This is a genomic window from Kitasatospora sp. NPDC087861 (genome assembly GCF_044742585.1).
Classification (GTDB): Bacteria; Actinomycetota; Actinomycetes; order Streptomycetales; family Streptomycetaceae; genus Kitasatospora.
In genome coordinates this window covers 416,081-442,576 of sequence record NZ_JBIUUS010000004.1, presented here as the reverse complement: position 1 = coordinate 442,576, position 26,496 = coordinate 416,081, and the positions used below count along the sequence as shown (strand labels likewise).

22 protein-coding genes and 2 tRNA genes are annotated in these 26,496 nt (G+C 72.7%); 16 read left to right on the top strand and 8 right to left on the bottom strand.

The genetic code is table 11. The annotated features are described in order from the left end of the window. Positions 1 to 25: 25 nt before the first annotated feature. Together ACIOJE_RS09345 and ACIOJE_RS09340 are read left to right on the top strand one after the other, a co-directional pair. A complete protein-coding gene (locus ACIOJE_RS09345; RefSeq protein WP_400774646.1) occupies positions 26 to 409 on the top strand; it encodes a nucleotide pyrophosphohydrolase in 384 nt (127 codons plus the stop codon). A 156-nt stretch (positions 410 to 565) separates the two neighbouring features. Further along, positions 566 to 1,189 carry a DUF6099 family protein gene (locus ACIOJE_RS09340; RefSeq protein ID WP_400774591.1) on the top strand — a complete coding sequence of 208 codons (624 nt, stop codon included), beginning with the start codon at positions 566 to 568 and terminating at the stop codon, positions 1,187 to 1,189. Here ACIOJE_RS09340 and ACIOJE_RS09335 read toward each other — a convergent pair. Both ACIOJE_RS09335 and dapD read right to left on the bottom strand, forming a co-directional pair. Beyond that, on the bottom strand, positions 1,132 to 1,371 hold the full coding sequence (locus tag ACIOJE_RS09335; RefSeq protein WP_400774590.1) for a hypothetical protein: 240 nt from the start codon (positions 1,369 to 1,371) through the stop codon (positions 1,132 to 1,134). The genes ACIOJE_RS09340 and ACIOJE_RS09335 overlap by 58 nt on opposite strands. 583 nt (positions 1,372 to 1,954) lie before the next feature. Continuing rightward, the gene (dapD, locus tag ACIOJE_RS09330) at positions 1,955 to 2,944 is read right to left on the bottom strand and encodes a 2,3,4,5-tetrahydropyridine-2,6-dicarboxylate N-succinyltransferase (protein ID WP_400774588.1); all 990 of its coding nucleotides are present in this window, start codon (positions 2,942 to 2,944) and stop codon (positions 1,955 to 1,957) included. A 208-nt stretch (positions 2,945 to 3,152) separates the two neighbouring features. Between dapD and ACIOJE_RS09325 the strand changes: the two genes are divergently transcribed. The 3 genes from ACIOJE_RS09325 to argF all read left to right on the top strand — a co-directional run bounded on the left by ACIOJE_RS09325 (position 3,153) and on the right by argF (position 8,487). Then, positions 3,153 to 4,721: a 3' terminal RNA ribose 2'-O-methyltransferase Hen1 gene (locus ACIOJE_RS09325; protein WP_400774585.1), complete on the top strand. Its 1,569-nt coding sequence runs from the start codon at positions 3,153 to 3,155 to the stop codon at positions 4,719 to 4,721. Continuing rightward, positions 4,718 to 7,348, top strand: coding sequence for a polynucleotide kinase-phosphatase (locus ACIOJE_RS09320; protein ID WP_400774583.1), 2,631 nt, complete (start codon positions 4,718 to 4,720; stop codon positions 7,346 to 7,348). The genes ACIOJE_RS09325 and ACIOJE_RS09320 overlap by 4 nt, the downstream gene beginning before the upstream one ends. 137 nt (positions 7,349 to 7,485) lie before the next feature. Beyond that, positions 7,486 to 8,487, top strand: coding sequence for an ornithine carbamoyltransferase (gene argF / locus ACIOJE_RS09315; RefSeq protein WP_400774581.1), 1,002 nt, complete (start codon positions 7,486 to 7,488; stop codon positions 8,485 to 8,487). A gap of 84 nt (positions 8,488 to 8,571) precedes the next feature. Here the strand turns inward: argF and ACIOJE_RS09310 are convergent, their stop codons facing one another. Then, complete coding sequence (locus tag ACIOJE_RS09310; RefSeq protein WP_400774578.1) at positions 8,572 to 9,105, bottom strand: superoxide dismutase family protein; 534 nt, start codon at positions 9,103 to 9,105, stop codon at positions 8,572 to 8,574. A 75-nt stretch (positions 9,106 to 9,180) separates the two neighbouring features. Then, a complete protein-coding gene (locus tag ACIOJE_RS09305) occupies positions 9,181 to 9,588 on the bottom strand; it encodes a type II toxin-antitoxin system VapC family toxin (protein ID WP_280677171.1) in 408 nt (135 codons plus the stop codon). Between the two features lie 176 nt (positions 9,589 to 9,764). Between ACIOJE_RS09305 and ACIOJE_RS09300 the strand changes: the two genes are divergently transcribed. The 3 genes from ACIOJE_RS09300 (at position 9,765) to ACIOJE_RS09290 (ending at position 14,262) form a co-directional block, all read left to right on the top strand. Then, positions 9,765 to 9,920 (top strand): hypothetical protein, encoded by a 156-nt coding sequence (locus ACIOJE_RS09300; RefSeq protein WP_400774574.1) that lies wholly within the window; start codon positions 9,765 to 9,767, stop codon positions 9,918 to 9,920. A gap of 222 nt (positions 9,921 to 10,142) precedes the next feature. After that, the gene (gene acnA, locus ACIOJE_RS09295; RefSeq protein ID WP_280677167.1) at positions 10,143 to 12,788 is read left to right on the top strand and encodes an aconitate hydratase AcnA; all 2,646 of its coding nucleotides are present in this window, start codon (positions 10,143 to 10,145) and stop codon (positions 12,786 to 12,788) included. Positions 12,789 to 12,954: 166 nt separating this feature from the next. Beyond that, the gene (locus ACIOJE_RS09290; RefSeq protein ID WP_400774570.1) at positions 12,955 to 14,262 is read left to right on the top strand and encodes a glycoside hydrolase family 18 protein; all 1,308 of its coding nucleotides are present in this window, start codon (positions 12,955 to 12,957) and stop codon (positions 14,260 to 14,262) included. 83 nt (positions 14,263 to 14,345) lie between these two features. Here ACIOJE_RS09290 and pepN read toward each other — a convergent pair whose 3' ends face one another. Continuing rightward, positions 14,346 to 16,910 (bottom strand): aminopeptidase N, encoded by a 2,565-nt coding sequence (gene pepN, locus ACIOJE_RS09285; RefSeq protein WP_400774569.1) that lies wholly within the window; start codon positions 16,908 to 16,910, stop codon positions 14,346 to 14,348. Between the two features lie 224 nt (positions 16,911 to 17,134). On the opposite strand from pepN, the gene ACIOJE_RS09280 reads away from it, so the two are divergent. Continuing rightward, positions 17,135 to 17,767, top strand: a complete 633-nt coding sequence (locus tag ACIOJE_RS09280) for a DsbA family protein (protein WP_280677161.1) — start codon at positions 17,135 to 17,137, stop codon at positions 17,765 to 17,767. A 58-nt stretch (positions 17,768 to 17,825) separates the two neighbouring features. Here the strand turns inward: ACIOJE_RS09280 and ACIOJE_RS09275 are convergent, their stop codons facing one another. Next, the gene (locus ACIOJE_RS09275) at positions 17,826 to 19,232 is read right to left on the bottom strand and encodes an amino acid permease (protein ID WP_400774567.1); all 1,407 of its coding nucleotides are present in this window, start codon (positions 19,230 to 19,232) and stop codon (positions 17,826 to 17,828) included. Positions 19,233 to 19,511: 279 nt separating this feature from the next. On the opposite strand from ACIOJE_RS09275, the gene ACIOJE_RS09270 reads away from it, so the two are divergent. The 4 genes from ACIOJE_RS09270 to ACIOJE_RS09255 all read left to right on the top strand — a co-directional run bounded on the left by ACIOJE_RS09270 (position 19,512) and on the right by ACIOJE_RS09255 (position 22,870). After that, entirely contained in the window at positions 19,512 to 20,111 is a 600-nt protein-coding gene (locus ACIOJE_RS09270) for a biotin transporter BioY (RefSeq protein WP_280677159.1), read from the top strand. Positions 20,112 to 20,155: 44 nt separating this feature from the next. Further along, positions 20,156 to 20,641 (top strand): ribose-5-phosphate isomerase, encoded by a 486-nt coding sequence (locus tag ACIOJE_RS09265; protein ID WP_063347575.1) that lies wholly within the window; start codon positions 20,156 to 20,158, stop codon positions 20,639 to 20,641. Between the two features lie 389 nt (positions 20,642 to 21,030). Further along, the gene (locus tag ACIOJE_RS09260) at positions 21,031 to 22,170 is read left to right on the top strand and encodes a PP2C family protein-serine/threonine phosphatase (RefSeq protein WP_280677155.1); all 1,140 of its coding nucleotides are present in this window, start codon (positions 21,031 to 21,033) and stop codon (positions 22,168 to 22,170) included. Positions 22,171 to 22,672: 502 nt separating this feature from the next. Further along, positions 22,673 to 22,870, top strand: coding sequence for a hypothetical protein (locus tag ACIOJE_RS09255; RefSeq protein WP_063347574.1), 198 nt, complete (start codon positions 22,673 to 22,675; stop codon positions 22,868 to 22,870). Positions 22,871 to 22,904: 34 nt separating this feature from the next. Here the strand turns inward: ACIOJE_RS09255 and ACIOJE_RS09250 are convergent, their stop codons facing one another. Further along, positions 22,905 to 23,696, bottom strand: a complete 792-nt coding sequence (locus ACIOJE_RS09250) for a DUF6348 family protein (protein ID WP_400774562.1) — start codon at positions 23,694 to 23,696, stop codon at positions 22,905 to 22,907. A gap of 209 nt (positions 23,697 to 23,905) precedes the next feature. Between ACIOJE_RS09250 and ACIOJE_RS09245 the strand changes: the two genes are divergently transcribed. Next, complete coding sequence (locus ACIOJE_RS09245) at positions 23,906 to 24,445, top strand: hypothetical protein (RefSeq protein WP_280677149.1); 540 nt, start codon at positions 23,906 to 23,908, stop codon at positions 24,443 to 24,445. 49 nt (positions 24,446 to 24,494) lie between these two features. Here ACIOJE_RS09245 and ACIOJE_RS09240 read toward each other — a convergent pair. After that, positions 24,495 to 24,565: transfer RNA gene (locus ACIOJE_RS09240), tRNA-Gly, on the bottom strand. Between the two features lie 157 nt (positions 24,566 to 24,722). Here ACIOJE_RS09240 and ACIOJE_RS09235 point away from each other — a divergent pair. Next, positions 24,723 to 24,796 (top strand) — tRNA-Pro (locus tag ACIOJE_RS09235). 306 nt (positions 24,797 to 25,102) lie between these two features. After that, positions 25,103 to 26,494 (top strand): trigger factor, encoded by a 1,392-nt coding sequence (gene tig / locus ACIOJE_RS09230; RefSeq protein ID WP_280677144.1) that lies wholly within the window; start codon positions 25,103 to 25,105, stop codon positions 26,492 to 26,494. Positions 26,495 to 26,496: the final 2 nt, after the last annotated feature.

Sequence of the window (26,496 nt, the reverse complement as noted above, 5' to 3'; positions counted from 1 at the left end):
ACCGGCCGGGCCCACCGGGCCGACCCTGGAGGACCTGCGGCAGCGGCTGGTGGACTTCGCGGCGGCCCGGCGGTGGGAGCCCTTCCACACGCCGAAGAACCTGGCGGCCGCGCTGAGCGTGGAGGCCGGCGAACTGCTGGAGATCTTCCAGTGGCTGACGCCCGAGCAGGCGGCCGCGGTGATGTCCGAGCCGGAGCGCGCCCACCGGGTGCGGGACGAGGTCGCGGACGTCCTCGCGTACCTGGTGCAGTTCTGCACGGTCGTCGGGGTGGATCCGCTGGAGGCCCTCGCGGCCAAGATCGAGCGGAACGAGCTCCGCTTTCCGGTGCCGGACGGGTCGGCGGACGGCGGCGGAGACGGCGAGGACGGGCCGGACGTCAACCGGGACGTGAACGACCAATCCGTGTGAGGGACGGGATTTGTCCACAGCCCCGGACTTTTCCACAGCTTCGGAATAGGTGGATGCGGGCCTGCCGACTTCGCCGCACGCTTTCGCCGTGACCACGTGGCCGCCCCTTTGGCGGCCGCGGTCCCACGGCGACAGCGAGCGAAAGGAGTGGCGGCCATGGAGGCGCTGCGACTGATCAAGAGGGCCCGGCACGCCCTGGCCGAGGCCAGACACGTACCGGACGTGCTGGCCGAGGCGCGGCAGGCCGCGCTGCTCACCGAGGCGGTGGGGGCCGGGTTGGCGGAGCTGGACGACGACGAGCTCACCGGGCTGGGGCAGCAGTTGTCCGAGGCCGGGGCGCACGCGGCGGTGTGCCTGGAGCGCTCCGTCGTCAGGGCCGCCGTGCTGAGCGGCGGCCGGGCCGGGCGGCTCACCGGACTCGGCGAACTGGCGCCGACCTTGGGGGCGTTGGACGGGCTGCTGCGGGACGTCGGGGAGACGCTGGTGGTGCTGGCCTGCGGGGCCGACACCGAGAGCCTCTACTGGACGTGCATCGACGGCGTCGACGCGGTGGCGGAGTGCAAGGACCTGACCGGGCGGCTGCGGAAGGTGGTGAGCAGCTCGGAGAGCGAGGAGAGCGTGGCGCTCGGCGGGGCACCGGCCGAGCGGGGTTCACCCTTACTCGTGGTCCGGCTCGGCCCGCCGGATGAGGGCGGGCCGACGGACGGGGGGCGGGCACCGGACTACCGGGTGCCTGGCGCGGCCGGAGCGTCGGAGGAGGTGTCCGTGCCGGTGGGGTAGGCGGCCGGGTCGGCGTCCCGAGCGCCGGAGGACTGCAGCTCGGCGAGATCCGCGGTCACCGAGGCGAGCAGTTCCTGCATCTGTTCCAGCAGGCTCTTGTGCGTGGCGGGCCCGGACGAGGTATCGGCGGCCAAGTCCGCCGGGCTGCGCGGGAGCTGCGGCGTGGTCGTTGGTTCGGACATGGCGGGACCTCTTCGGATCGGCAGTGCGGCGTGAAGCGGCCGACGGTGGCTCGGCCTGCGCAGCGAGGGTGCCTGATGCCGTGCCACCGAGGTACGCACCCCCGCCGCAGCACCTAACGAACCGTTCCGGAGAGCAGTCACCGCGCACCACCCGATGCGGTCCAACTCCAGTACGCCGTAAGTCTCCCGAGTGAGCCCGGCTTGCCGCCGCAAAGCAGCCTGAGCTAGGTGGGCGAGGTTGCGAGTGGAGGGACGCCCCCTCGATTGCGGGCAGCCCACGAGGTGGGTTGCGACGAGTAGGCCAGTGGGTGAGTGGGGCGATAGGCGGGTGGGCCGGTAGTGGCTGCTCGGCGCCGGTATGCCCGGCGCCGAGCAGCCCGGGAGGGAGCAGGGGGTCGGGATCACAGGGTGGGGGCGGAGGGGGGAGGGGGGAGGGGGAGGGGCCCACCGGAACAGCAGAGCGCCAAAAGTTGGGCCCCGGCGCCGCGAGCGCGGCGCCGGGGCGCTACCGCAGACCGTAGAACGAGACCGGGGTCCGGAGCCGATGAACCGGCTCCGGACCCCGACGGTGCGGGCCCGCAGATCAGTTGTGGGCGTGCAGGTCGGCGTTGAGGCCGCCCCAGGAGCCGGAGCGGGCGATGACCTGGACGGCGCCGGTCTGCGAGTTGCGGCGGAACAGCAGGTTGTCCTGGCCGGACAGCTCGACGGCCTTGGCCACGGCGCCGTCCGGGGTGGTGACCCGGGTGCCGGCGGTGACGTAGAGGCCGGCCTCGACGACGCAGTCGTTGCCGAGCGAGATGCCGATGCCGGCGTTGGCGCCGAGCAGGCAGCGCTCGCCGACCGAGACGACCTGCTTGCCGCCGCCGGAGAGGGTGCCCATGATCGAGGCGCCGCCGCCGATGTCGCTGTGGTCGCCGACGACGACGCCCGCGCTGATCCGGCCCTCGACCATGGAGGTGCCGAGCGTGCCGGCGTTGAAGTTGACGAAGCCCTCGTGCATCACGGTGGTGCCGGCGGCCAGGTGGGCGCCGAGGCGGACGCGGTCGGCGTGGGCGATGCGCACGCCGGACGGGGCGACGTAGTCGGTCATCCGCGGGAACTTGTCGATGCCGTACACGGCGAGCTGGCCGCCCTGGGCACGGACCGCGAGGCGGGTCTGCTCGACCCTGTCCACCGGGACGGGGCCGATGCTGGTCCAGGCGACGTTGGCGAGCAGGCCGAAGATGCCGTCCAGGTTCTGGCCGTGCGGCTTGACCAGGCGGTGGCTGAGCAGGTGCAGGCGCAGGTAGACGTCGTGGGTGTCGAGCGGCTTCTCGTCGAGCGAGGCGATGGTGGTGCGCACGGCGACCACCTCGACCCCGCGGCGCGCGTCGACACGCAGCGCCTCGGCCGCGCCGGCGCCGAGCTCGGCCTCCGCCTGCTCGGCGGTCAGCCGGACGGTGCCGGCCGGGCCGGGCTCGGTGGCCAGGGCGGGGGTGGGGAACCAGGTGTCGAGGACGGTGCCGTCGGCGGCGATGGTGGCGAGGCCGGCGGCGACGGCGCCGCTCGGGAGGGAGGTGGATTCAGCAGTCACACCGTGCACGTTAACCAATGCGGGGCTCTGCTGCCGAACACGCCCACGGTGCGAACACGTCCACCGCGTGAACACCCCCACCTGCGAGGACACCCGTGGTGCGAACACGCCCACCGCGCGGGCACGGCCGCGGGCGGGCCCCGACGGACGGCCGCCGGGCGGGAAAAACCGGTGCTCAGCGGGTGTGTGCTGGGCAATACTCGGACGGGTGTTCATGTCGATCTCCACCACCGGCAGCGCCGAGAGCCCGGCCACCGATCTCGGGTTCCTGCTGCACAAGCACCCTGACAGGGTCCAGCGGTTCGCGACGTCGCACGGCGAGGCGCACGTCTTCTACCCCGAGGCGGGCGACGAGCTCTGCACGGCGGCGCTGCTGCTGGACGTCGACCCGATCGCCCTGGTCCGCAGGGGCCGGGGCCGCGGCGGTTCGCCGGACTGCGCGCTCGCCCAGTACGTCAACGACCGCCCGTACGCGACGTCCTCGCTGCTCGCGGTGGCGCTGCGCACGGTGTTCCGGTCCGCGATGAAGGGGGCCTGCCCCGCCCGGCCCGGGCTGGCCGACCGGCCGCGCCCGCTGCGGATCACGCTGCCCGCGGTGCCCGCGAACGGCGCGGGCGAGGGCGGCGGCCCGGCGATGGCGGCCCGGCTGTTCGAGCCGCTGGGCTGGCGGGTCGAGGCGGCGGTGATCCCGCTGGACGAGTCGTTCCCGGAGTGGGGCGAGTCCCGGTACGTGCGGCTCGTCCTGGTGTCGGACGCCGTGCGGCTCGCCGACGCGCTCCAGCAGCTGTACGTGCTGCTGCCGGTGCTGGACGGCGCCAAGCACTACTGGGTCGCCCCGGACGAGGTGGACAAGCTGCTCGCCGCTGGCGAGGGCTGGCTGGCCGCCCATCCGGAGCGCGCCCTGATCACCCGCCGCTACCTGGCCCGGCGCTGGTCGCTGACCCGGACGGCGATGGAGCGTCTGGAGCTGGCCAGGCTGGCGGAGGCGGACGACCGCGAGGCCGAGGAGATCGACAACGCGGTCGCCGACCGTCCGGAGGAGACCGAGGAGACCGAGGAGACCACCGGGCCGACGGCGGCGCCCAGGCCGCCGTCCCTCGCCGTGCAGCGCCGTACCGCGATCGTCGCCGCGCTCCGCGAGGTGGGTGCGGCCCGCGTCGCCGACCTCGGCTGCGGCCAGGGCGAGCTGATCGGCGCATTGCTGACGGACACCCGGTTCACCGAGGTGCTCGGCGTGGACGTGTCCGCGCGGGCCCTGCAGGCGGCGTCCCGCAGGCTGCGCCTGGACCGGCTGCCGGAGCGGCAGGCGGCCCGGGTGACGCTGGCACAGGGTGCGCTGACGTACACGGACGCCCGGTTGAAGGGCTTCGACGCGGCGGTGCTGTGCGAGGTGATCGAGCACCTGGACCTGCCGCGGCTGCCCGCCCTGGAGTACGCGGTGTTCGGCGCGGCCCGGCCGGGGGCCGTGGTCGTCACCACGCCGAACGTCGAGTACAACGTCCGCTGGGAGAGCCTGCCGGCGGGCGTCGTCCGGCACGCCGACCACCGCTTCGAGTGGTCGCGCGCCGAGTTCCGCACCTGGGCTGAGCGGGTCGCGGCCTCGTACGGCTACACGGTGGTGCTGCGCCCGGTGGGCCCGGAGGACGGGGAGGTCGGTGCGCCGACCCAGCTGGCCCTCTTCCGCCTCGGCACCCCGACCGAGTCGACCCCCACTCCCGTTCACACCCCGACCCCCACCCCCAGCCCCACGACGCCCGAAGGAGGCGAACCCCGATGACCGATGAAGCCGCCCCGGCGTCCGAGCAGCACCACGTCCACGACCAGCACCACGACCAGGCCGCACCCCGCCGCCTCCCCGTCACCGACGTCTCCCTGGTCGTCCTGATCGGCCCCAGCGGCGCGGGCAAGTCCACCTTCGCCCGCCGCCACTTCCTGCCCACCCAGGTCGTCTCCTCCGACTTCTGCCGCGGCCTGGTCGCCGACGACGAGAACGACCAGTCGGCCTCCGCCGAGGCCTTCGACCTCCTGCACTACATCGTCGGCAAGCGCCTCGCGGCCGGCCGGCTGACCGTCGTGGACGCCACCAACGTCCAGCCCGAGGCGCGCCACGCACTGGTGCGGATCGCCCGTGAGCACGACGTGCTGCCGATCGCGATCGTCCTGGACGTCCCGCCGGGCGTGTGCGCCGAGCGCAACCGCACCCGCCCGGACCGCCGGCTGCCGGCCCACGTCATCCCCCGCCAGCACCGCGAGCTGCGCCGCTCCCTGCGCGGTCTGGAGCGCGAGGGCTTCCGCAAGGTGCACGTGCTGCGCGGCGCGGCCGAGGTGGCGACGGCCGAGGTGGGGCTGGAGAAGCGCCACAACGACCTGCGCCACCTGACCGGCCCGTTCGACATCGTCGGCGACATCCACGGCTGCCGCTCCGAGCTGGAGACCCTGCTGACCCGGCTCGGCTACACGCTCACCCGGGACGCCGAGGGCCGACCGGTGGACGCGGTCCCCCCGGCGGGCCGTACCGCCGTGTTCGTCGGCGACCTGGTCGACCGCGGCCCGGACACGCCGGGCGTGCTGCGCCTGGTGATGGGCATGGTGGCGGCCGGGCACGCGCTGTGCGTGCCGGGGAACCACGAGAACAAGCTGGGCCGGGCGCTGGACGGCAAGAAGGTCACGGTCGCCTACGGCCTGCAGGAGTCGCTGGACCAGCTGGCCGCCGAGTCGGAGGAGTTACGGGCCGAGGCCCGGGAGTTCATGCGCGGTCTGGTGAGCCACTACCTGCTGGACGGCGGCGCCCTGGTGGTCTGCCACGCCGGTCTGCCGGAGCGGTACCACGGCCGCAACTCGGGCCGGGTGCGCTCGCACGCGCTGTACGGGGAGACCACCGGCGAGACCGACGAGTACGGCCTGCCGGTGCGCTACCCGTGGGCGGAGGAGTACCGGGGCCGGGCGCTGGTGGTGTACGGCCACACGCCGGTGCCGTCGGCGAGCTTCGTCCACAACACCGTCTGCCTGGACACCGGCTGCGTGTTCGGCGGCAGCCTGACGGCGCTGCGCTACCCGGAGCGGGAGCTGGTGAGCGTGCCCGCCGAGCAGGAGTGGTACGCGCCGGTGCGGCCGCTGGTCACGGACGCGCCGGGCGCCCGCGAGGGCCGTCCGCTGGATCTCGCCGACGTGACGGGCCGCCGGAGCGTCGAGACCGCGCTGCACGGGCGGGTCGCCGTGCGGGAGGAGAACGCGGCGGCGGCGCTGGAGGTGATGAGCCGCTTCGCGCTGGACCCGCGGCTGCTCGCCTACCTGCCGCCGACCATGGCGCCGAGCGCCACCTCCCGCCGGGACGGCTATCTGGAGCACCCGCAGGAGGCGTTCGCCGCCTACCGCGGGGACGGCGTGCGGCACGTCGTGTGCGAGGAGAAGCACATGGGTTCGCGCGCGGTGGCGCTGGTCGCCCGGGACGACGCGGCGCTGGAGCGGCGCTTCGGCGTGGCCGGTCCGGGCGCGATCTGGACCAGGACGGGCCGGGCGTTCCTCGCCGACGGCGACCTGACCGCCGCCGTGCTGGGCCGGGTCCGGGCGGTCGCCGAACGCTCGGGGCTGTTCGACGAGCTGGGCACCGGCTGGCTGCTGCTGGACGCCGAGCTGATGCCCTGGTCGCTGAAGGCCGTGGAGCTGCTGCGCCGCCAGTACGCGGCGGTCGGTGCGGCGGCGGGCGCCGCCCTGCCGGAGGCGCTGGCCGCTCTGGAGCGGGCAGCCGGGCGCGGGCTGGACCTGGCGGAGCTCACCGTCCGGCAGCGGCAGCGCGCGACCGACGCGCAGGCGTTCACCGAGGCGTACCGGCGGTACTGCTGGCCGACCGAGGGGCTGTCGGGCGTACGGCTGGCGCCGTTCCAGGTGCTGGCCGCCGAGGGGGCGAACCTCGCGGTGCGCCCGCACGACGAGCACCTCGCCTGGATCGACCGCCTGGTCGCGGCGGACGACGGGCAGGCACCGGTCCTGCACCGCACCGGCCGCCTCCTGGTGGACACCGAGGACGAGGCGTCGGTGGCCGCCGCCACCGCCTGGTGGGAGGAGCTGACGGGGGCGGGCGGCGAGGGCATGGTGGTGAAGCCGCTGGCCTCGATGGTGCGCACGGAGCGGGGCGAGGGCCGTCCGGGCGGGCTGGTGCAGCCGGGGGTGAAGGTGCGCGGCCGGGAGTACCTGCGGATCGTCTACGGCCCGGACTACACCGAGTACCTGCACCGGCTGCGCGAGCGGTCGCTGGGCCACAAGCGCTCGCTGGCGCTGCGCGAGTACGCGCTGGGCCTGGAGGCGCTGGACCGGCTGGCGGCCGGCGAGCCGCTGTGGCGGGTGCACGAGCCGGTGTTCGCGGTGCTCGCGCTGGAGTCCGAGCCGGTCGATCCGCGCCTGTAGATCGCCCGGACGGCCGACCGCCGAGGGGGGAGTCCGGCAGGGCTCCCCCCTCGGTTCACCCCTGCGGTGTATAGAAATTCCGAGCGTCGTATACACTTGCCGCTTTCCCGTACGTCCCGTCATCCCAGGAGCCCGGTATGGCCTTCAACCTCCGGAACAGGCACTTCCTCAAGGAGCTCGACTTCACGCCCCAGGAGTTCCGCTTCCTGGTGGACCTCGCCGCCGGGCTCAAGGCGGCCAAGTATGCGGGCACCGAGCAGCCCCGGCTGCGCGGGAAGAACATCGCGCTGATCTTCGAGAAGACCTCCACCCGCACCCGCTGCGCCTTCGAGGTCGCCGCCCACGACCAGGGCGCCACCACCACCTACCTGGACCCGGCCGGCTCGCAGATCGGCCACAAGGAGTCCATCCGGGACACCGCCCGGGTGCTCGGCCGGATGTTCGACGGCATCGAGTACCGGGGCCACGGCCAGGCGATCGTCGAGGAGCTGGCCGCGCACGCCGGCGTCCCGGTCTGGAACGGCCTCACCGACGAGTGGCACCCCACCCAGATGCTGGCCGACGTGCTCACCATGACCGAGCGCACCGCCAAGCCGCTCGCCGAGACCGCCCTCGCCTACCTCGGCGACGCCCGTTCCAACATGGGCAACTCGCTGCTGGTCACCGGCGCCCTGCTCGGCATGGACATCCGGATCGTCGCCCCGCGCTCCCTCTGGCCGGCCGAGGAGGTCCGCAAGGCGGCCGAGGTGCTGGCCGGGTCCACCGGCGCCCGGATCACCCTCACCGAGGACGTGGCCGAGGGCGTGGCCGGCGCGGACTTCCTCTACACCGACGTCTGGGTCTCGATGGGCGAGCCCAAGGAGGTCTGGGCCGAGCGGATCGACCTGCTCAAGCCCTACCAGGTGTCGATGGACACCGTCCGGGCCACCGGCAACCCGGACGTGAAGTTCCTGCACTGCCTGCCCGCCTTCCACGACCTCGGCACGGTGGTCGGACGGCAGATGTACGAGGCGACCGGCATGGCCGAACTGGAGTGCACCGACGAGCTGTTCGAGTCGGCGCACTCCGTCGTGTTCGACCAGGCCGAGAACCGCCTGCACACCATCAAGGCGGTCCTGGTCGCCACCCTCGGCTCCTGAGGCCGGGGCCCGCGAGCCCCGGCCTCAGGACTGGAACCGGGGCCGAAGCCGGGGCCGAAACCGAAGCCGGGGCCGAAGCCGGGCTCACTTCCCCAGCTTGACGCAGGCCACCCGGTCGCCCGCCGCGTGCGGGCCGGCCGGGGTGCCCGCGTGCAGCACCAGCGAGCGCGCCTCACCCGGCCGCGGCTCCCAGGTCACCGCGGCCGTCGCGGTGCCCTCGCCCTGCCCGTCGGTGCGCAGCACCAGCCGCAGTTCGTTGCGCTCGTTGGCGTACGCCGGGTCGGTGGACGGCTGCACCGGGTCCGGGGCGTCCTGGTAGTGCGGCCCGGACGAGGCCGGGTCGGCCCCGCAGGCGCCGGTGTGCAGGTGCGCCGGGAACTCGTGGTCGGGGGCGAGTCCGGAGACCGTCATGGTCAGCACCGTCCGCCCCGGGATGGAGCGGTCGGTGACGATCCGGGTGTGCGCGCCGTACGGCACGAGGTCGTCCGCGTAGCTCACCGCGGTCGGCGGGACGAAGGCCGTCGCCGGGTCGAAGGCGGCCTCGACGACGGAGACCGGCGAGGCGGTGGGGGCGAGCAGGGCCAGCGGCAACAGGGCGGTGGCGAGCGGAGCGGACATCGGCGGGCCTTCCACGGGCGGGGTGACGGACACCCTGCTCAACGGCGCCGGGCGCCTGCGGACACCGTCGGACGGCTACTCCGCGGCGCGGTGGATCCCCCGGATCTCGCAGCGCGGCCCGCTGGCCCGCATCAGCCGCAGGTCGGCGGTGACCAGCGGCACCCCGTACTGCTCGGCGACCGCCACGTACGCGGCGTCGTCCGGGGTGAGGTTGTCCTTGAGCTCCCAGATCCGGCTGAGCAGCGGTGCCACCTCGACCTTGCGGATCGCCAGGGCGGCGAGCTCGTGGGTGAGTTCGGCGACCCGCTCGGCGGTCAGCTCCTTGGCCAGGTAGAGGCCGCGCAGCGACTGCATCACCTCGACCACGACGTGCTCGGGCGCCAACCACTCGCCGTCGGCGGCGAGTTCGGCCCGGGCGGCGGCCCCGCGCGGGCCCTCGTCGGCGAGTGCCAGTACCACTGCGGACGCGTCCACCACGATCATCGCCGGCCCCCTCTGGATGTCACCACACCGGCCACCGTACCGGGCCGGATCTCACCCGGCGGGGCCGGGCTTCACGGCCGCGGCGTCGGACGGCTGGTCCGCTCCGGTGTGCTGTCGTGGAACGGCCGGATCGTCCGCCCGGACGCCCGGGTGCCGGCCCTGCGCGGGGCGCGGGCATGACGACGACCCTGCCGGCCGATGTCGCCCCGTCGCCGACCGGTGGTTCCGGTGGTGAGCTGGTGGTAGTGCTGCTGGTGGCCGCCGCGGTGGTGGCGGGAGTGGTCCGGCTGATCCGGCTGGAGCGCGAGCGCCGCGGTCCGGATGGTCGCTGACCTGCGCCGTTGTGCACCCGGGCATGCCTGCGGTGGTGAAGGCGGCGGCATGCACTATGGTTTATCTCGACATCGAGATAACTGCCCCTTACGATATATCTCGACATCAAGATACTTGCCGAGAGGCGCTCGCCGGCGATGCGGGCAAGGTGGGCCTAAGTAAGGCTGACCTTACCACTGCGGCGGCCGGATATCGCGCGAAGCACCCAGAAGGAGTCCGTCGTGTCCGCGAACAGCTTCGACGCCCGCAGCTCGCTGCAGGTGGGCGACGAGTCGTACGAGATCTTCAAGCTCTCCGCCGTCGAGGGTTCCGAGCGGCTGCCGTACAGCCTCAAGGTGCTGCTGGAGAACCTGCTCCGCACGGAGGACGGCGCGAACATCACCGCCGACCACATCCGCGCGCTCGGGAACTGGGACGCCGACGCCCAGCCGAGCCAGGAGATCCAGTTCACCCCGGCCCGCGTGATCATGCAGGACTTCACCGGTGTGCCGTGCGTCGTCGACCTCGCCACCATGCGTGAGGCCGTCAAGGAGCTGGGCGGCGACCCGGCCAAGATCAACCCGCTGGCCCCGGCCGAGCTGGTCATCGACCACTCCGTCATCGCCGACAAGTTCGGCACCCCGGACGCCTTCGTCCAGAACGTCGAGATCGAGTACGGCCGCAACAAGGAGCGCTACCAGTTCCTGCGCTGGGGCCAGACCGCCTTCGACGAGTTCAAGGTCGTCCCGCCCGGCACCGGCATCGTCCACCAGGTGAACATCGAGCACCTGGCCCGCACCGTCATGGTCCGCGGCGGCCAGGCCTACCCGGACACCTGCGTCGGCACCGACTCGCACACCACCATGGTCAACGGCCTGGGCGTGCTGGGCTGGGGCGTCGGCGGCATCGAGGCCGAGGCCGCCATGCTGGGCCAGCCGGTCTCCATGCTGATCCCGCGCGTGGTCGGCTTCAAGCTCAACGGCCAGCTGCCGGCCGGCACCACCGCCACCGACCTGGTGCTCACCATCACCGAGATGCTGCGCAAGCACGGTGTGGTCGGCAAGTTCGTCGAGTTCTACGGTGAGGGCGTCTCCTCGATCCCGCTGGCCAACCGCGCCACCATCGGCAACATGTCGCCGGAGTTCGGCTCGACCTGCGCGATCTTCCCGATCGACGCCGAGACCATCAGCTACCTGAAGCTCACCGGCCGCAGCGAGCAGCAGCTCGCCCTGGTCGAGGCGTACGCCAAGGAGCAGGGCCTCTGGCACGACCCGTCGGTCGAGCCGGTCTACTCCGAGTACCTGGAGCTGGACGTCTCCACCGTCGTCCCGTCGATCTCCGGCCCGAAGCGCCCGCAGGACCGCGTGATCCTGGCCGAGGCCGCCACCAAGTTCGCCGAGGCGCTGCCGACCTACTCGGCCGAGGCCTCGAAGCCGACCGCGGTGACCGCCCCCGACGGCTCGAAGTACGAGATCGACAACGGCGCGGTCGTGATCGCCTCGATCACCTCCTGCACCAACACCTCCAACCCCTCCGTCATGCTGGGCGCCGCCCTGCTGGCGAAGAAGGCCGTGGAGAAGGGCCTGCGCGTCAAGCCCTGGGTCAAGACCACCCTGGCGCCCGGCTCCAAGGTCGTCATGGACTACTACGAGAAGGCCGGCCTGCTCCCGTACATGGAGAAGCTGGGCTTCAACCTGGTCGGCTACGGCTGCGTCACCTGCATCGGCAACTCGGGCCCGCTGCCCGAGGAGGTCTCGGCCGCCGTCAACGAGGCCGACCTGGCCGTTGTCTCGGTGCTCTCCGGCAACCGCAACTTCGAGGGCCGGATCAACCCCGACGTCAAGATGAACTACCTGGCCTCCCCGCCGCTGGTGGTCGCCTACGCCCTCGCGGGCAACATGAACGTCGACATCACCAAGGACGCGCTGGGCCAGGACGCCGACGGCAACGACGTCTTCCTGACCGACATCTGGCCGTCCGAGCAGGAGGTCGCCGAGGTCGTCGCCGGCTCCATCGACGAGGCCATGTTCGACAAGGGCTACCGGGACGTCTTCGCCGGCGACCACCGCTGGCAGTCGCTGCCCGTCCCGACCGGCAACACCTTCGAGTGGGACGCCGAGTCCACCTACGTCCGCAAGCCCCCGTACTTCGAGGGCATGGCCAAGACCCCGAGCCCGGTGACCGACATCGCCGGCGCCCGCGTCCTGGCCAAGCTGGGCGACTCGGTCACCACCGACCACATCTCCCCGGCCGGCAACATCAAGCCGGGCACCCCGGCGGCGCAGTACCTGACCGCCAACGGTGTCGAGAAGCGCGACTTCAACTCCTACGGCTCGCGCCGCGGCAACCACGAGGTGATGATCCGCGGCACCTTCGCCAACATCCGCCTGCGCAACCAGATCGCGCCGGGCACCGAGGGCGGCTACACCCGCGACTTCACCCAGGCCGACGGCCCGGTGTCGTTCATCTACGACGCCTCGCAGAACTACCAGGCCGCCGGCACCCCGCTGGTCGTCCTGGCCGGCAAGGAGTACGGCTCCGGCTCGTCCCGCGACTGGGCCGCCAAGGGCACCGCGCTGCTGGGCGTCAAGGCCGTCATCGCCGAGTCGTACGAGCGCATCCACCGCTCGAACCTGATCGGCATGGGCGTCCTGCCGCTGCAGTTCCCGGAGGGCGAGAGCGCCGACTCCCTCGGCCTGACCGGCGAGGAGACCTTCTCCTTCACCGGCGTGACCGAGCTCAACGAGGGCCGCACCCCGAAGACCGTCAAGGTCAAGGCCGGTGACAAGGAGTTCGACGCGGTCGTCCGCATCGACACCCCCGGTGAGGCGGACTACTACCGCAACGGTGGCATCCTGCAGTACGTGCTGCGCTCGCTCATCGGCTGAGCCTCGGCACAGGCCTCAAGGGAGGCCGGACCGCACTTCGCGGTCCGGCCTCTTTTGCATGCTGCCCCACCTGTGCCCGGCCTCTTGTGCGCTGTGCCGCGATGGACTAAACCTCTATCCCATCTGGTCCAGACCAATTGACGCTCATTCAGAGAACAGGTCCGGTATGCCCACTCGCGCCTCAGCCCTGCTCGCCGCCGCCACCGTCGCCGCGCTGCTCGCCGCCCCCGCCACCGCCAACGCCGCCGACGGCCACCACGGCCCGAAGCCGAAGGGCCAGCGGGTCGGCTACTTCACCCAGTGGGGCGCCGACAGCTCCGCCAAGCGCGTCCAGGACTCCGGCCAGGCCGGGAAGCTCACCGTCATCAACTACGCCTTCGGCAACGTCTCCGCCGACGGCACCTGCTACGAGACGAACGACGCGGGCCAGGGCGACGCCCACAACGACTACCAGCGCTCCTTCGGCGCCGCCGAGTCCGTGGACGGCGTGGCCGACACCCCGGGCCAGAAGCTCAAGGGCCACTTCAACCAGCTGCGCAAGCTCAAGGCGAAGAACCCGCAGCTGCGTACGGTCATCTCGATCGGCGGCTGGAGCTGGTCGAAGTACTTCTCGGACGCGGCCGCCGACGACGCCGCCCGCAAGAAGTTCGTCTCCTCCTGCATCGACCTCTACCTCAAGGGCGACCTGCCGGTCCTGCCCGGCTCCCCGGAGGGCGGCGCGGGAGCGGCCGCGGGCGTCTTCGACGGCATCGACATCGACTGGGAGTACCCGGGCGGCGGCGGGGACGCGGGCAACGTGGTCCGGCCCGAGGACGGGCGCAACTACACCCTGCTGATGCGGGAGTTCCGCAGGCAGCTGGACGCGCTGAGCGGCAGGAAGGGCAAGCACTACCTGCTGACCGCCGCCGTCGCCGCCAACGAGACCGTCGCCGACCGGCTCGAACTGCCCGAGCTGAGCGACTCGGTGGACTGGCTCAACCTGATGACCTACGACCTGCACGGCCCCTGGGAGGGCAAGGGCCCGGCCAACCACCAGGCCAACCTCTACTCCGACCCGACCGACCCCGAGCCGCGTCAGCGCAGCGCCGACAAGGCCGTCGTGCACTACCAGGAGCGCGGCCTGCCCTCCGAGCAGATCGTGCTCGGCGCCCCGCTGTACGGCCACGGCTGGACGGGCGTCGCGCCCGGCGAGCGCGGCGGCCTCTACCAGAGCGCCACCGCCACCGCGCCCGACCTCTCCTACCGGGAGGTCGACGCCCTGCCCGGCACGGTGTACGTGGACCGCGACCACGGTGCGTCCTGGAAGTACGACGGCACCACCTTCTACAGCTACGACACCGCCGAGGTGCTCACCCAGAAGGCGCGGTACGTGCGCCGGAACGACCTGGGCGGCGTGATGGTCTGGTCGCTGGACGGCGACGACGCCCAGGGCAGCGCGATCGCCGCCCTGGACCGCGGCCTGCGCCGCGGCTGACCGGCTGACGGGCTGGCCCGACCGACCGCCCCCCCGAACGCCGAAGGGCCCGCCGGACACGGCGGGCCCTTCACCCCTGTGCGTCAGGCCCGGTCGCAGGCCTGCGCCCGCAGCGCGCGGGCCAGGTCGTCGCGGCACTCCAGCACCAGGCGGCGCAGCGCCGGCGCGGCCTGCGGGTGGCCGTCCAGCCAGGCGTCGGCCTCGGCCAGGGTCTGCTCGTCGGTCTGGGAGTGCGGGAAGAACCCGCCGACGATCCGCATCGCGATCTCGATGGTCCGCTCGGACCAGACCCGCTCCAGCAGCTTGAAGTAGGGCGCCGCGTAGAGCGCGGTCAGGTCGCGGTGGGCGGGCACCGCGAAGCCCGCGATGTTGGCCTCGACCAGGGCGTTCGGCAGCTCCTCGGAGTCGACGACGGCCGACCAGGCGACGGCCTTGGCCTCGGCGGTGGGCCGGGCGGCCAGGCACTGGGTGTACCGGCGCTTGCCGCTGGCGGTGTTGTCGGCGGCCAGCTCCCCGGCCAGCTCCTCGTCACCGGCCTGGCCGGCGGCGGCCAGCGCCAGCCACAGCGACCAGCGCAGCTCCTGGTCGACGTCCAGGCCGTCGATCCGGGCGCTGCCGGCCAGCAGGCCGCGGACCAGGCCGAGGTGCTCGGCGCCGCCCGCGGTCTGGGCGAGGAAGCGGGCCCAGGCCAGCTGGTGGTCGCTGCCGGGGACGGCCTCGCGCAGCTCGCGCAGGGCGCCGTCGGCCAGCAGCCGGCCGCCCTCGGCGCGCCAGTTCGGGTCGGCGTACAGGTCGACGGCGGTCTTGGCCTGGGTGTGCAGCGACTGCAGCACGCCGATGTTGCCCTCCTGGCCGGCGAAGCGCAGCACCAGGGCGACGTAGTCGCGGGCCGGCATCAGGCTGTCCCGGGTGAGGTTCCAGACGGCGGACCAGGCCAGCGCCCGGGCCAGTTCGTCGTGGATGTCGCCGAGGCCGGCGCGCAGGGTCTGCAGCGACTCGGCGTCGAAGCGGATCTTGCAGTAGGTGAGGTCCTCGTCGTTGAGCAGCACCAGTGCCGGGCGGGGGCGGCCGGCGGCCTCGGCGACGACGGTGCGGTTGCCGGTGACGTCGAGCTCGATCCGCCCGGTGCGCACCAGGGAGCCGTCGGCGTCCCGGTCGTAGAGGCCGACCGCGATCCGGTGCGGGCGCAGCACCTCCCCGTCCTGGAGGACGGCGAGTTCGGTGATCCGGCCCTCGGCGTCGGTGGTGACCTGCGGGGTGAGCGAGTCGACCCCGGCGGTCTGCAGCCAGGCGGCGGCCCAGGCCTTGAGGTCGCGGCCGCTGGTCTCCTCCAGGACGTCCAGCAGGTCGGCGAGTTCGGTGTTGCCGAAGGCGTGGCGCTGGAAGTAGCGGCGGGCGCCCTCGAAGAAGGCCTCGGAGCCGACGTACGCGACCAGCTGCTTGAGGACGGCGGCGCCCTTGGCGTAGGTGATGCCGTCGAAGTTGAGCTTGGCGTCCTCGAGGTCGCGGATGTCGGCGGTGATCGGGTGGGTGGTGGGGAACTGGTCCTGCCGGTAGGCCCAGGCCTTGCGCTGGTTGGCGAAGGTGACCCAGGCGGAGGAGTACCGGGTGCGGGCGCCGATCAGGCCGTAGGAGCCCATGAAGTCGGCGAAGGACTCCTTCAGCCACAGGTCGTCCCACCAGCGCATGGTGACCAGGTCGCCGAACCACATGTGCGCCATCTCGTGCAGGATGACGTTGGCGCGGCCCTCGTAGGCGGCGTCGGTGACCTTCGAGCGGAAGACGAACTCCTCGCGGAAGGTGACGCAGCCGGGGTTCTCCATGGCGCCGATGTTGTACTCGGGGACGAACGCCTGGTCGTACTTGCCGAAGGGGTACGGGTAGTCGAACTCCTCGTGGAAGAAGTCGAGTCCGAGCTTGGTGACGCCGAGGATCTCGTCCGCGTCGAAGGACGGGGCGAGGGACTTGCGGCACATCGCGGAGAGCGGGATCTCCAGGGTGGTGCCGTCGGCGAGCTCGCGGCTGTAGTGGTCGCGGGCGACGTGGTAGGGGCCGGCCACGACGGCGGTGAGGTAGGTGGAGATCGGCTTGGTCGGCGCGAACTCCCAGGTGCGGGCGGCGCCTTCCTCGACGACGTCCTCGTGGACGGCGTTGGACCAGACGTCCCAGGCGGCCGGGGCGGTCACGGTGAAGCTGAACGGGGCCTTCAGGTCGGGCTGTTCGAAGGTCGCGAAGACCCGGCGGGCGTCGGCCGGCTCGTAGTGGGTGTAGAGGTAGGTCTCGCCGTCCACCGGGTCGGTGAAGCGGTGCAGGCCCTCGCCGGTGCGGCTGTAGGCGCAGTCCGCCTCGACGGTGAGGACGTTCTCGGCGGCGAGGCCGTCGACGTGCACGCGGGCGCCGTCGTAGGCGGTGGCCGGGTCGATCGAGCGGCCGTTGAGGGTGACCGAGCGGACGGCCGGGGCGAGCAGGTCGAGGAAGGTGGCGGCGCCGGGCTGGGAGCAGCGGAAGGCCACGGTGGTGGTGGAGCGGAAGGTGGCGGCCGCCGGGTCGGGTGCGGAGGTCACGTCCAGCCGGACCCGGTAACTGTCCACGGCCAGGATGCTGGCCCGCTGCTGGGCTTCGTCGCGGCTCAGGTTTCTGCCCGGCACGGCGGTACTCCTTTGTCCGGCTCGCACGGTGGTGCGTCTGTGGGTGGTGCGGTCTCGGTGCGCGGTGTCCTGCGCCCTGCGGGGGCATCCTTTCACGCCCTCCCTCGCCGGTACCATTGCACAGGCCGCCCCGGCGGGGCCGGAATCAGCGGCGCCGGGCGGGTGTTGGGGCAGGGGGTGGAACACCTCCCCGCCTCGTTATCACCTCACGAAGGACGACAGCCGTGACGACTGCCGCTGAGCGCAAGACCGCCGACTTCTGGTTCGACCCGGCCTGCCCGTGGGCGTGGATGACGTCCCGCTGGCTGATCGAGGTCCAGCAGCTGCGTCCGGTGGACGTGAACTGGCACGTGATGAGCCTGTCGGTGCTGAACGAGCACCGCGACCTCCCGCAGAACTACCGCGAGCTGCTGGACAACGCCTGGGGCGCGGTGCGGGTGTGCATCGCGGCCGCCCAGCAGCACGGCGACGAGGTGCTGGGCCGGCTCTACACCGAGCTGGGCCTGCGCTTCCACAACCAGGGCCTGCCGCAGAACCGGGAGACCGTCGAGGCGGCGCTGGTGGCCGCCGGGCTGCCCGCGGAGCTGGCGGACGCGGCCGACACGGACGCGTACGACGAGGCCCTGCGCGCCTCGCACAAGGAGGGCATCACCCTGGTCGGCGAGGACGTCGGCACCCCGGTGATCGCGGTGGAGGGCGCGGACGGCGAGCGGGTCGCCTTCTTCGGCCCGGTGGTCACCCCGGCCCCGAAGGGCGAGGCCGCGGCCCGGCTCTGGGACGGCACCCTGCTGGTGGCCTCCACCCCGGGCTTCTACGAGATCAAGCGGACCCGTACGGCGGGCCCGTCCTTCGAGTAGCGCCGGACGCGCGAGGGCCCGGTACCGACCAGGTACCGGGCCCTCGCGCGTTCCGGGCTCAGCGGGCGGCGGCCGCGTCCCGGCGCTGCTTGACCAGGCCGGCGACGATCAGCAGGGCGACCAGTACCCCGGCCGCGTACAGCTGCTGCCGGTTGTCCTCGGTGGTGGTCATCAGGGCGAGGATGCCGGCCACGGCGGCCATCGCGATCCAGGTCAGGTACGGGTAGCCCCACATCTTCACGGTGAGCAGTTCGGGCGCCTCGCGCTCCAGCCGGCGGCGCATCCGCAGCTGGACCGCGCAGATGAACAGCCAGACCACGAGGATGGCCACGCCGGTGGTGTTCATCAGCCAGGTGAAGACGGTGGCCGGCCAGAACTTGGCGGCCAGCACGGCGCCGAAGCCGAACAGGCAGGAGGCCAGCACGGCCCGACGCGGCACCCCGCGGCTCACCTTGGCGAGCGCCCGGGGGCCCTGGCCGCGGCCGACCAGCGAGTACGCCATCCGGGAGGCGCCGTAGATGTTGGCGTTCATCGCGGAGAGCAGCGCGATCAGCACCACCACCTGCATGATCGTCCCGGCGCCGGACACCCCGAGGTGCCGCAGCACGGTGACGTACGGGCCGTCGGCGACCACCGCCGGGTCCTTCCAGGAGACCAGGGTGACGACCAGGGCCATCGAGCCGATGTAGAAGATCGCGATCCGCCACACCGCCGTGCGCACCGCGTTGGCGACGTTCTTGCGGGGGTCGTCGGACTCGGCGGCGGCGATGGTCACGGTCTCCAGGCCGCCGTAGGCGAAGACCGAGGCGAGCAGTCCGACGATCAGCCCGTTGACCCCGGTGGGCAGGAATCCGCCCTCGCCGGTCAGGTTGTGGGTGCCGGGGGCGCCGGGGCCTATCACCCCGGCGATGCCGAGCCCGCCGAGGACCAGGAAGGCGATGATCGCGGCGACCTTGATGGTGGCGAACCAGAACTCGAACTCGCCGAAGTTCTTCACCGCGGTGAGGTTGCTGACGCAGAAGAAGACCATGAACAGGCCGACCCAGACCCAGGAGGAGACTCCGGGGACCCAGCCGTTGACGATCTTTCCGGCGGCGGTGGCCTCGGCGGCGACGCCGCAGCACAGCATCACCCAGTACATCCAGCCGGCCGTGATCCCGGCCCAGGGGCCGATCTCCTTCTCGGCGTGCACCGAGAACGACCCGGAGGCGGGGCGGGCGGCGGACATCTCGCCGAGCATCCGCATGATCAGCATGACCAGCAGACCGGAGAGGAGGAACGCCAGGATGATCGCCGGACCGGCGGCCGCGATGCCCGCGCCGGAGCCGACGAACAGGCCTGCGCCGATCACCCCGCCCAGCGCGATCATCGACAGGTGGCGCTGCTTGAGGCCGTGCGAGAGCTGCTGGCCGGTGGCCGGGGGACTGTCGGTGCCGGTGGTCCCGGGCGCGGAGGTGGGGGCCATAGGGCTGGATCCAGACTGTTCGGAATACGGCATGAGCTGTCCAATATCCGTGGGCACCTCTGTTCATGCCAGGAGCGCGGACCTCGGGACCACCATGCGGACCGACCGGTGACGCGGCGGGTTCGTTCGATGACAGAGCGTTGGCGCGGGCCCCGATGGGCCGGTTCCGACAACGGTCGAGGGCGGGGCTTTGTCCGAAACCGTGACGGTGACGCAGTGGATCACCGCGTAGGTTCACAGGTGTTCACTCACCTGAGCACCCCACGGAGGAGACCCCTGATGGCCACTGCCACCACCCCGATAGCGCGCCGCGCCGTCCTCGCCGACCTGCTGCCCGCCGCCACCACCCGCCTCGGCGCCCAGGCCCGCGACCTGGCCCTGGTGGCCGGCGGCGCCGCCCTGACCGGCGTGGCCGCCCAGCTGTCGGTGAACGTCCCCGGCTCGCCGGTGCCGGTCACCGGCCAGACCTTCGCCGCGCTGCTGGTCGGCACCGCGCTCGGCGCCCGCCGCGGCGTCGCCTCGCTCGGCCTCTACCTGCTGGCCGGCCTGGCGGGCGTGCCCTGGTTCGCCGAGGGCACCTCCGGCTGGGCGATGCCCTCGTTCGGCTACGTGCTCGGCTTCGTCCTCGCGGCCGCCCTGACCGGCGCGCTGGCCCGCCGTGGCGCCGACCGCACCCCGGTGAACACCGCCGTCACCATGGTCCTCGGCAGCCTCGCCATCTACGCGGTCGGCGTCCCGTACCTGGCCCTGTCGCTGCACGTCCCGCTCGCCCGGGCCGCCGAGCTGGGCCTCTACCCCTACCTGGTCGGCGACGCCCTGAAGGCCGCCTTCGCCGCCGGCGCCCTGCCGCTGGTCTGGAAGTTCGCCGCGAAGCGGTGAGCCCCCTGCCGGGTCCGGGCGCACGCGCATGCCACACTCATGGCATGCGCGTGTACCTGGGCTCAGACCATGCCGGATACGAACTGAAGAACCACCTCGTGGAGTGGCTCAAGGAGGCCGGGCACGAGCCGGTCGACTGCGGGCCGCACATCTACGACGCCGAGGACGACTACCCGCCGTTCTGCCTGCGCGCCGCCGAGCGCACCGCCGCCGACCCGGAGGCGCTGGGCGTCGTCATCGGCGGCTCGGGCAACGGTGAGGCGATCGCCGCCAACAAGGTCAAGGGCGTGCGGGCGGCGCTGGCCTGGAGCGAGCAGACCGCCGGGCTCGGCCGCGAGCACAACAACGCCAACGTGGTCTCCGTCGGCGGCCGCATGCACACGCTGGAGGAGGCCACCAAGTTCGTCGAGGTCTTCCTCAACACCCCCTACAGCGGCGAGCCGCGGCACACCCGCCGGATCGAGATGCTGAGCGAGTACGAGACCACCGGCGAGCTCCCGCCCATCCCGGCCCACCACCCGCAGGGCTGATCCACCCCACCCGTCCACCCTCCTCCGACGGCCGGCCGCACGCTCCACCGCGGCCGGCCGCCGCCGTTTCCGGACCCCTGGGCCTGTGTCGTCGGCCACAGGCCCCGGCGCGCGGACGTCGGCGCACGCGAGGCGCGTGCGCCGCCCGCGTGGTTCGTACGCCCAACCGGCGTACGCCTCCTGACGCCGCGCCCGCCGCCGCGGCGATCGGCCGAAACCGGCCGACGGTCCCGCGCCTCGTCGCACCCGCCCGGGTCCGGCCCGTCGACGCCGGGCGGTGCCCGTGGATAAGGTCGGGCCCCATGGCTGGCAGACCGCCGGGCGCACCGCCCCAGACGACTGCGACGAGGCCCGGCGCCGCTCAGGCGTCCGGACCCGTGACGGCCCGGTTGCGCAGGAGGCTCCGCCGGGTCCGCCGAAGGCTGCGCACGGCCGGTGTCGACTACTTCCGCGGCGGCGCCGCCGACTGGCCGGTGCTCTGCGCCCTCGCCCTGCTCGTCCCGCTGCTGATCCTGCTCAACATCTGGATGCCCGCCTGGGCGCCGCCCACCGCGCTGGTGCTGCCGATCCTGGCCGGCGCGCTGCTGCTGCGCCCCGGCAGCCTGGTGGTGCTGTACGCGCTGGCGGCGCTCGGCCTGTCCGCCGAGTCGGTGATCCACACCGGCCAGCGGGTGGCCAGCGAGAACCCGGAGGCCTACATCTACGGCGTGACCCCGGGCGCGGCCCTGGTGGTCGGCGCCGCCGGGGTGGGCGGCCTGCTGCTGGCCCAGTTCCGGGCCCGGGTCGGCGTGCCCTGGTGGGGCGGCTCGACCATGCTGTTCGACCTGCGCGAGCGGCTGCGGGTGCAGAGCCGGGTGCCGGAGCTGCCGGACGGCTGGCACGCCGACATGGCGCTGCGCCCGGCCGGCGGGCAGTCCTTCTCCGGGGACTTCGTGGTCGCCGCCCGCACCGGCCCGGGCCAGCGGCTGCTGGAGGTGGTCCTCGCGGACGTCTCCGGCAAGGGCATGGACGCCGGCTCCCGCGCGCTGCTGCTGTCCGGCGCCTTCGGCGGCCTGGTGGGCTCGCTGCCCGCGCACGACTTCCTGCCCGCCGCCAACGGCTACCTGCTGCGCCAGTCCTGGGAGGAGGGCTTCGCCACCGCCGTCCACCTGGTGCTGGACCTGGACACCGGCGAGTACGAGCTGCTGTCGGCCGGGCACCTGCCCGGGATGCAGCGGCTGGCGGGCGCCGGGCGCTGGGAGGTCAAGGAGGCCGAGGGCCCGCTGCTCGGGATCTACGACGGCGCGAAGTTCGAGGGGGTGCACGGCCGGCTGAACCGCGGCGACGTGCTGATGCTGTGCACCGACGGCATGGTCGAGGAGCCGGGCCGGGACCTCTCCGAGGGGATGGACCGGCTGATGGGGGAGGCGGACCGGCTGGTGCCCGGCAGCGGTCCGGCCGCGGGGGTCGGCGCGGCGTCCGCGCTGATCGAGACGGTGGCCCGGGACATCAACGACGACCGCGCGGTCCTGCTGCTCTGGCGCGACTGACGCCCGCCCGCCCCGGCCGTCCGTCATCGGGCGGGATCGGCACATGCCACCGGCAGTCGCTGTCAAGCCGGGCAGCCGATCTTCGGCCAAATCGGACGGCCCGCCGGCTGACCGGACCTGCGGCTTCCGCTACCCGCCCCCGGCCGCTTCCCGGCCGCTCAGCGCCGCCCCGCCGACGATTCGTCAGAACGGCTCCGCTATCGTCCCGGTCGGCGGAAACTCGTCTCGCATCGCAGGATATCGGCGTTGGGCTGACTGTCAGACCTTTACGCAATCGGCACGGTCGACCACACTGAGTCCGGGCGGGACTGTTCAGGATTCGGGGGATGGGGGGCGTCACGTGCGGCACGACAGACATCGTTCGACCGCGCCGGGCTCCCTCGCCGGCGATGTGCCGGTCGGTCCGGGATTCCGCCTCGGGACCGTCGGACAGGCCGGGGTCCGGCTTCGCAGGTGCCGCCGGGCGGCGGCACCACGCTATGAAACGAGGAAGTGAGTCCGGGTGGCACTCTCCGTCTCCGCGCTGGTCCTGTTCGCGATCCTGTGCATCATCTTCATCCGCAACAAGCAGTTGAAGATCGCGCACGGCATCATCGCCGCCCTGTTCGGCTTCATGCTGCACGAGACCACGGTCGCGGGCTCGATCAACTCCCTGCTGGCGAACCTCGCCCACAGCATCTCAGGCATCACCGGCGGCTGATCGGACCGGGCCGTCCGCGCTCCCCGCGAGGGGATCACCGGCCGGCCCGTCTGGCCTCCCGCCAGCGGGCGAACAGTCCCCGGGGGCGGGCCGGGGCCGGGGCCGGGGCGCGCATCGGTGCGGGTGCCACGGCGCCCGCCGACGCGGCCTGTCCCGCCGCCGCCCGCTCGGCCGTCAACAGCACGAACAGCCGCGCCCAGCACAGCCGTTCGCCCCGCGGCCAGTCCATCGCGCGCAGCGCCGCCGAGGCGGCCTCCGACACCTCGCCGTTGACCCGGACCTCGGCGACGTCGTCGTCCGCCTTCCCGCCCAGGAAGAGCTTCACCCCGACCGGCCCCGGCCCGGCCAACTGCGGCCGCAGCGCGGGCGCGAGCGCCGGCAGCACCCGGTGTTCGGCGAGCCAGCCCGCCAGGTGCTCGTTGCCGAAGCCGAACACCGCCGCCGGCCCCTGGACGGCGTGCCAGCCCGGGAGTTCGGCGTGGTCCGCGTGGTCGGCGTGCACGCCGCGCCCGTCCGCCAGCTCGACCAGCACCGAGGCGGTGGTGGTCGCCCACATCTTCACCGCGTTGGCGAGCTTCTCCTCCTCGGTCTTGCCGAGGCCGGCCGCGCAGTCCCACACCACCGGCGCGTCCGCCCGGCCCAGGTGCAGCACGAAGCCGAGGTCGACATGGCCCGAGCCGTCGCCCCCGGGGTGCTCGCGCACCGCCACCGCCGTCGTCCCCGGGCCGCGCACCACCTCGCCGTCCGCGGTGAACTCCTGCCCGAGGCGGGCCATCTCCCGGACCACACACCGCTGTATGACGGCCAGTCGCTCCTGGGGACGCACCGGGACTCCTCCACCTCGGAGCGCGGCGGGTGAGCTCGCGCTCGAACTGCGCTCGAACGCCGCCGAGGCTATCGGCCCGGCACCCGAGCGGGAAACCGCCGGGGGCGACCGGCCCTCCGGTCGCGGGAATGTCTTGAATGCACCATTTTGGGAGGCGGAATCGCCCACGGCCACCGGCCGGGGCCCTGCTGTCCGCCTGGAGAACCCGCATGCCCCGCACCGGCCTGACGCCCCCTCCGCCGCTCCTGGTCCACCCGGACGGCTCCGGCCTGGTCGCCGAGATCGAGGCCTACCTCGCCTCGCTGCCCGCCCCCGTACGCCTCCCGGCGCCGTACGTCTGCCCCCACGGCACCGCCGTACGGCCCTGGTGTGCCGGCCACCCGGCGCCCCGGGCCACCCTGCTCGACCGGGTGCTGTGCCGCCCGGCCCGCCCGGTGCCGGTCAGCGCCGCCGACCACCTGCGGCTCGCCTCGCGCTACATCGGCGCCCACGGCTGGCTGCAGGGCGCGATGTGGGACGCCCGCGGCCGGGTCTGCCTGCTCGGCGCCCAGGCCGCCGTCCTCGCGCACGGCTACGGCACCCCGGCCACCGTCCGCACCGCCCGGGTCCAGCTGATGGAGGTGCTGCACGCGACCGGCCGCCCGGCGCACTCCCCGGACGAGTACAACGACCGCCCCACCACCCGGGAGGCCGACGTCCACCAGCTGCTCGGCCGGGCCGCCGCCCGGGCCGGCCGGCTCGGCCTCTGAAAACGCGACCGGCCCCGGTGCGTGGAGACGCACCGGGGCCGGTCTGACGAGCGGGCGACGAGAATCGAACTCGCGTGACTAGTTTGGAAGACTAGGGCTCTACCATTGAGCTACGCCCGCGTGATCCCCCGGACGTTGCCGGCCGGAAGTTCGGGGAACAGCGTACCTGGTCCGGCCGCTTCCGTGCACACCGCATTTCCCGCGCACTCCTTCGGACCACCCCCGAATAAGTCGGCGAGCCGCCAGGGCCCGACGTGTACGCTTCCTCTCGGCACCACGGGGTGTGGCGCAGTTTGGTAGCGCGTCCGCTTTGGGAGCGGAAGGCCGTCGGTTCGAATCCGGTCACCCCGACAGTGCGGCAGGGTCTCGCCCACCGGGGCGGGGCCCTGTTCTGTTGGGGCGGTACTTGGGGCGGTACGGTGGCGCCTGGCGTCCGCCTTTCGTGGTACCGGTAGGATGGGCCGCTGGCGGTAGTCCCTGTGGCGTCAACCCAGGTCAACCGCACGAGGGCGAGGAGTCACGCTCACCGCTCACCCCCCACGGGAGATGTTGCTCCAACCGCCCATCGCCCGTCTCGCCCGACCCACTCGTACGGCCTCGGCCGGCGGCCGGGAACGGCGGAGGCAACCTGACCGCAAGCCCATAGGAGACCTAACCGTGAAGAGCGCCGTCGAGACTCTGAACCCGACCCGGGTTCGACTCACCGTCGAGGTGCCCTTCGAGGAGCTCAAGCCCAGCCTCGACGCGGCGTACAAGAAGATCAACCAGCAGGTCACGGTTCCGGGCTTCCGCAAGGGCAAGATCCCGGCTCGCGTCATCGACCAGCGTTTCGGCCGCGGTGCCGTGCTGGAGGAGGCCGTCAACGACGCCCTGCCGCGCTTCTACACGCAGGCCGTCGACGAGGGCAAGATCGAGGTCCTCGGCCAGCCCGACATCACCAACATCGAGGGTGTCGAGACCATCGCCGATGGCGGTGACCTGAAGTTCACCGCCGAGGTGGACATCCGTCCGGAGATCACCCTTCCCGACTTCGCCTCCATCGAGGTGGCCGTCGACCCGATCGCCGTCTCCGACGAGGACGTCGAGAAGTCCCTGGAGCAGCTGCGCGAGCGCTTCTCCTCGGTCAAGGACGTTGAGCGCGCCGCGGCCGCCGGCGACATCGTGGTCGTCGACCTGATCGCCAAGGTCGACGGCGAGGTGCCGGAGGACGGCACCGCGAACGGCGTCAGCTACGAGATCGGCTCGGGCCGCCTGATCGACGGCATCGACGACGCCGTGACCGGCCTGGAGGCCGGTGGCACCGCCACCTTCTCCACCGAGCTCAAGGGCGGCACCCAGGCGGGCAAGACCTCCGAGGTCACCGTCACCGTCACCGCCGTCCAGGAGAAGGAGCTGCCCGAGCTGGACGACGAGTTCGCCCAGCTGGCCAGCGAGTTCGACTCCCTGGAGGACCTGCGTGCCGACTCCCGCAAGCGCCTGGAGCGCATGAAGGAGTACGACCAGGCCACCCAGGCCCAGGAGAAGGTGCTGGACGCGCTGCTCGGCCTGGTCGAGATCGACTTCCCGGAGAAGCTCCTCAAGGACGAGATCGAGACCCGCAAGCACAACCTGGAGCACCACCAGCTCCAGCCGATGGGCCTCGACATCGACACCTACCTGGAGACCCAGGGCAAGACCCGCGAGGAGTGGGAGGCCGAGATCGAGGAGCAGGCGAAGAAGGGCATCAAGACCCAGTTCGTCCTGGACCAGATCGTCGCCGACGAGGAGCTGGGTGTTAACCAGGAGGAGCTGACCGAGCACCTCATCCGCCGCGCCGCCGGCTCGGGTCTCACCCCGGACCAGTTCGCGCAGCAGGTCGTCCAGGGTGGCCAGGTGCCGCTGCTGGTCGGCGAGGTCGCCCGCGGCAAGGCGCTGGCCACCGTGGTCGAGGCCGCCAAGGTCGTCGACACCGAGGGCAACGAGATCAACTTCGACGACGAGGACGAGACGGGCGAGACCGTCGAGGCCACCGCCGAGGAGACCGCCGCCGAGGAGAAGACCGAGGCCTGAGT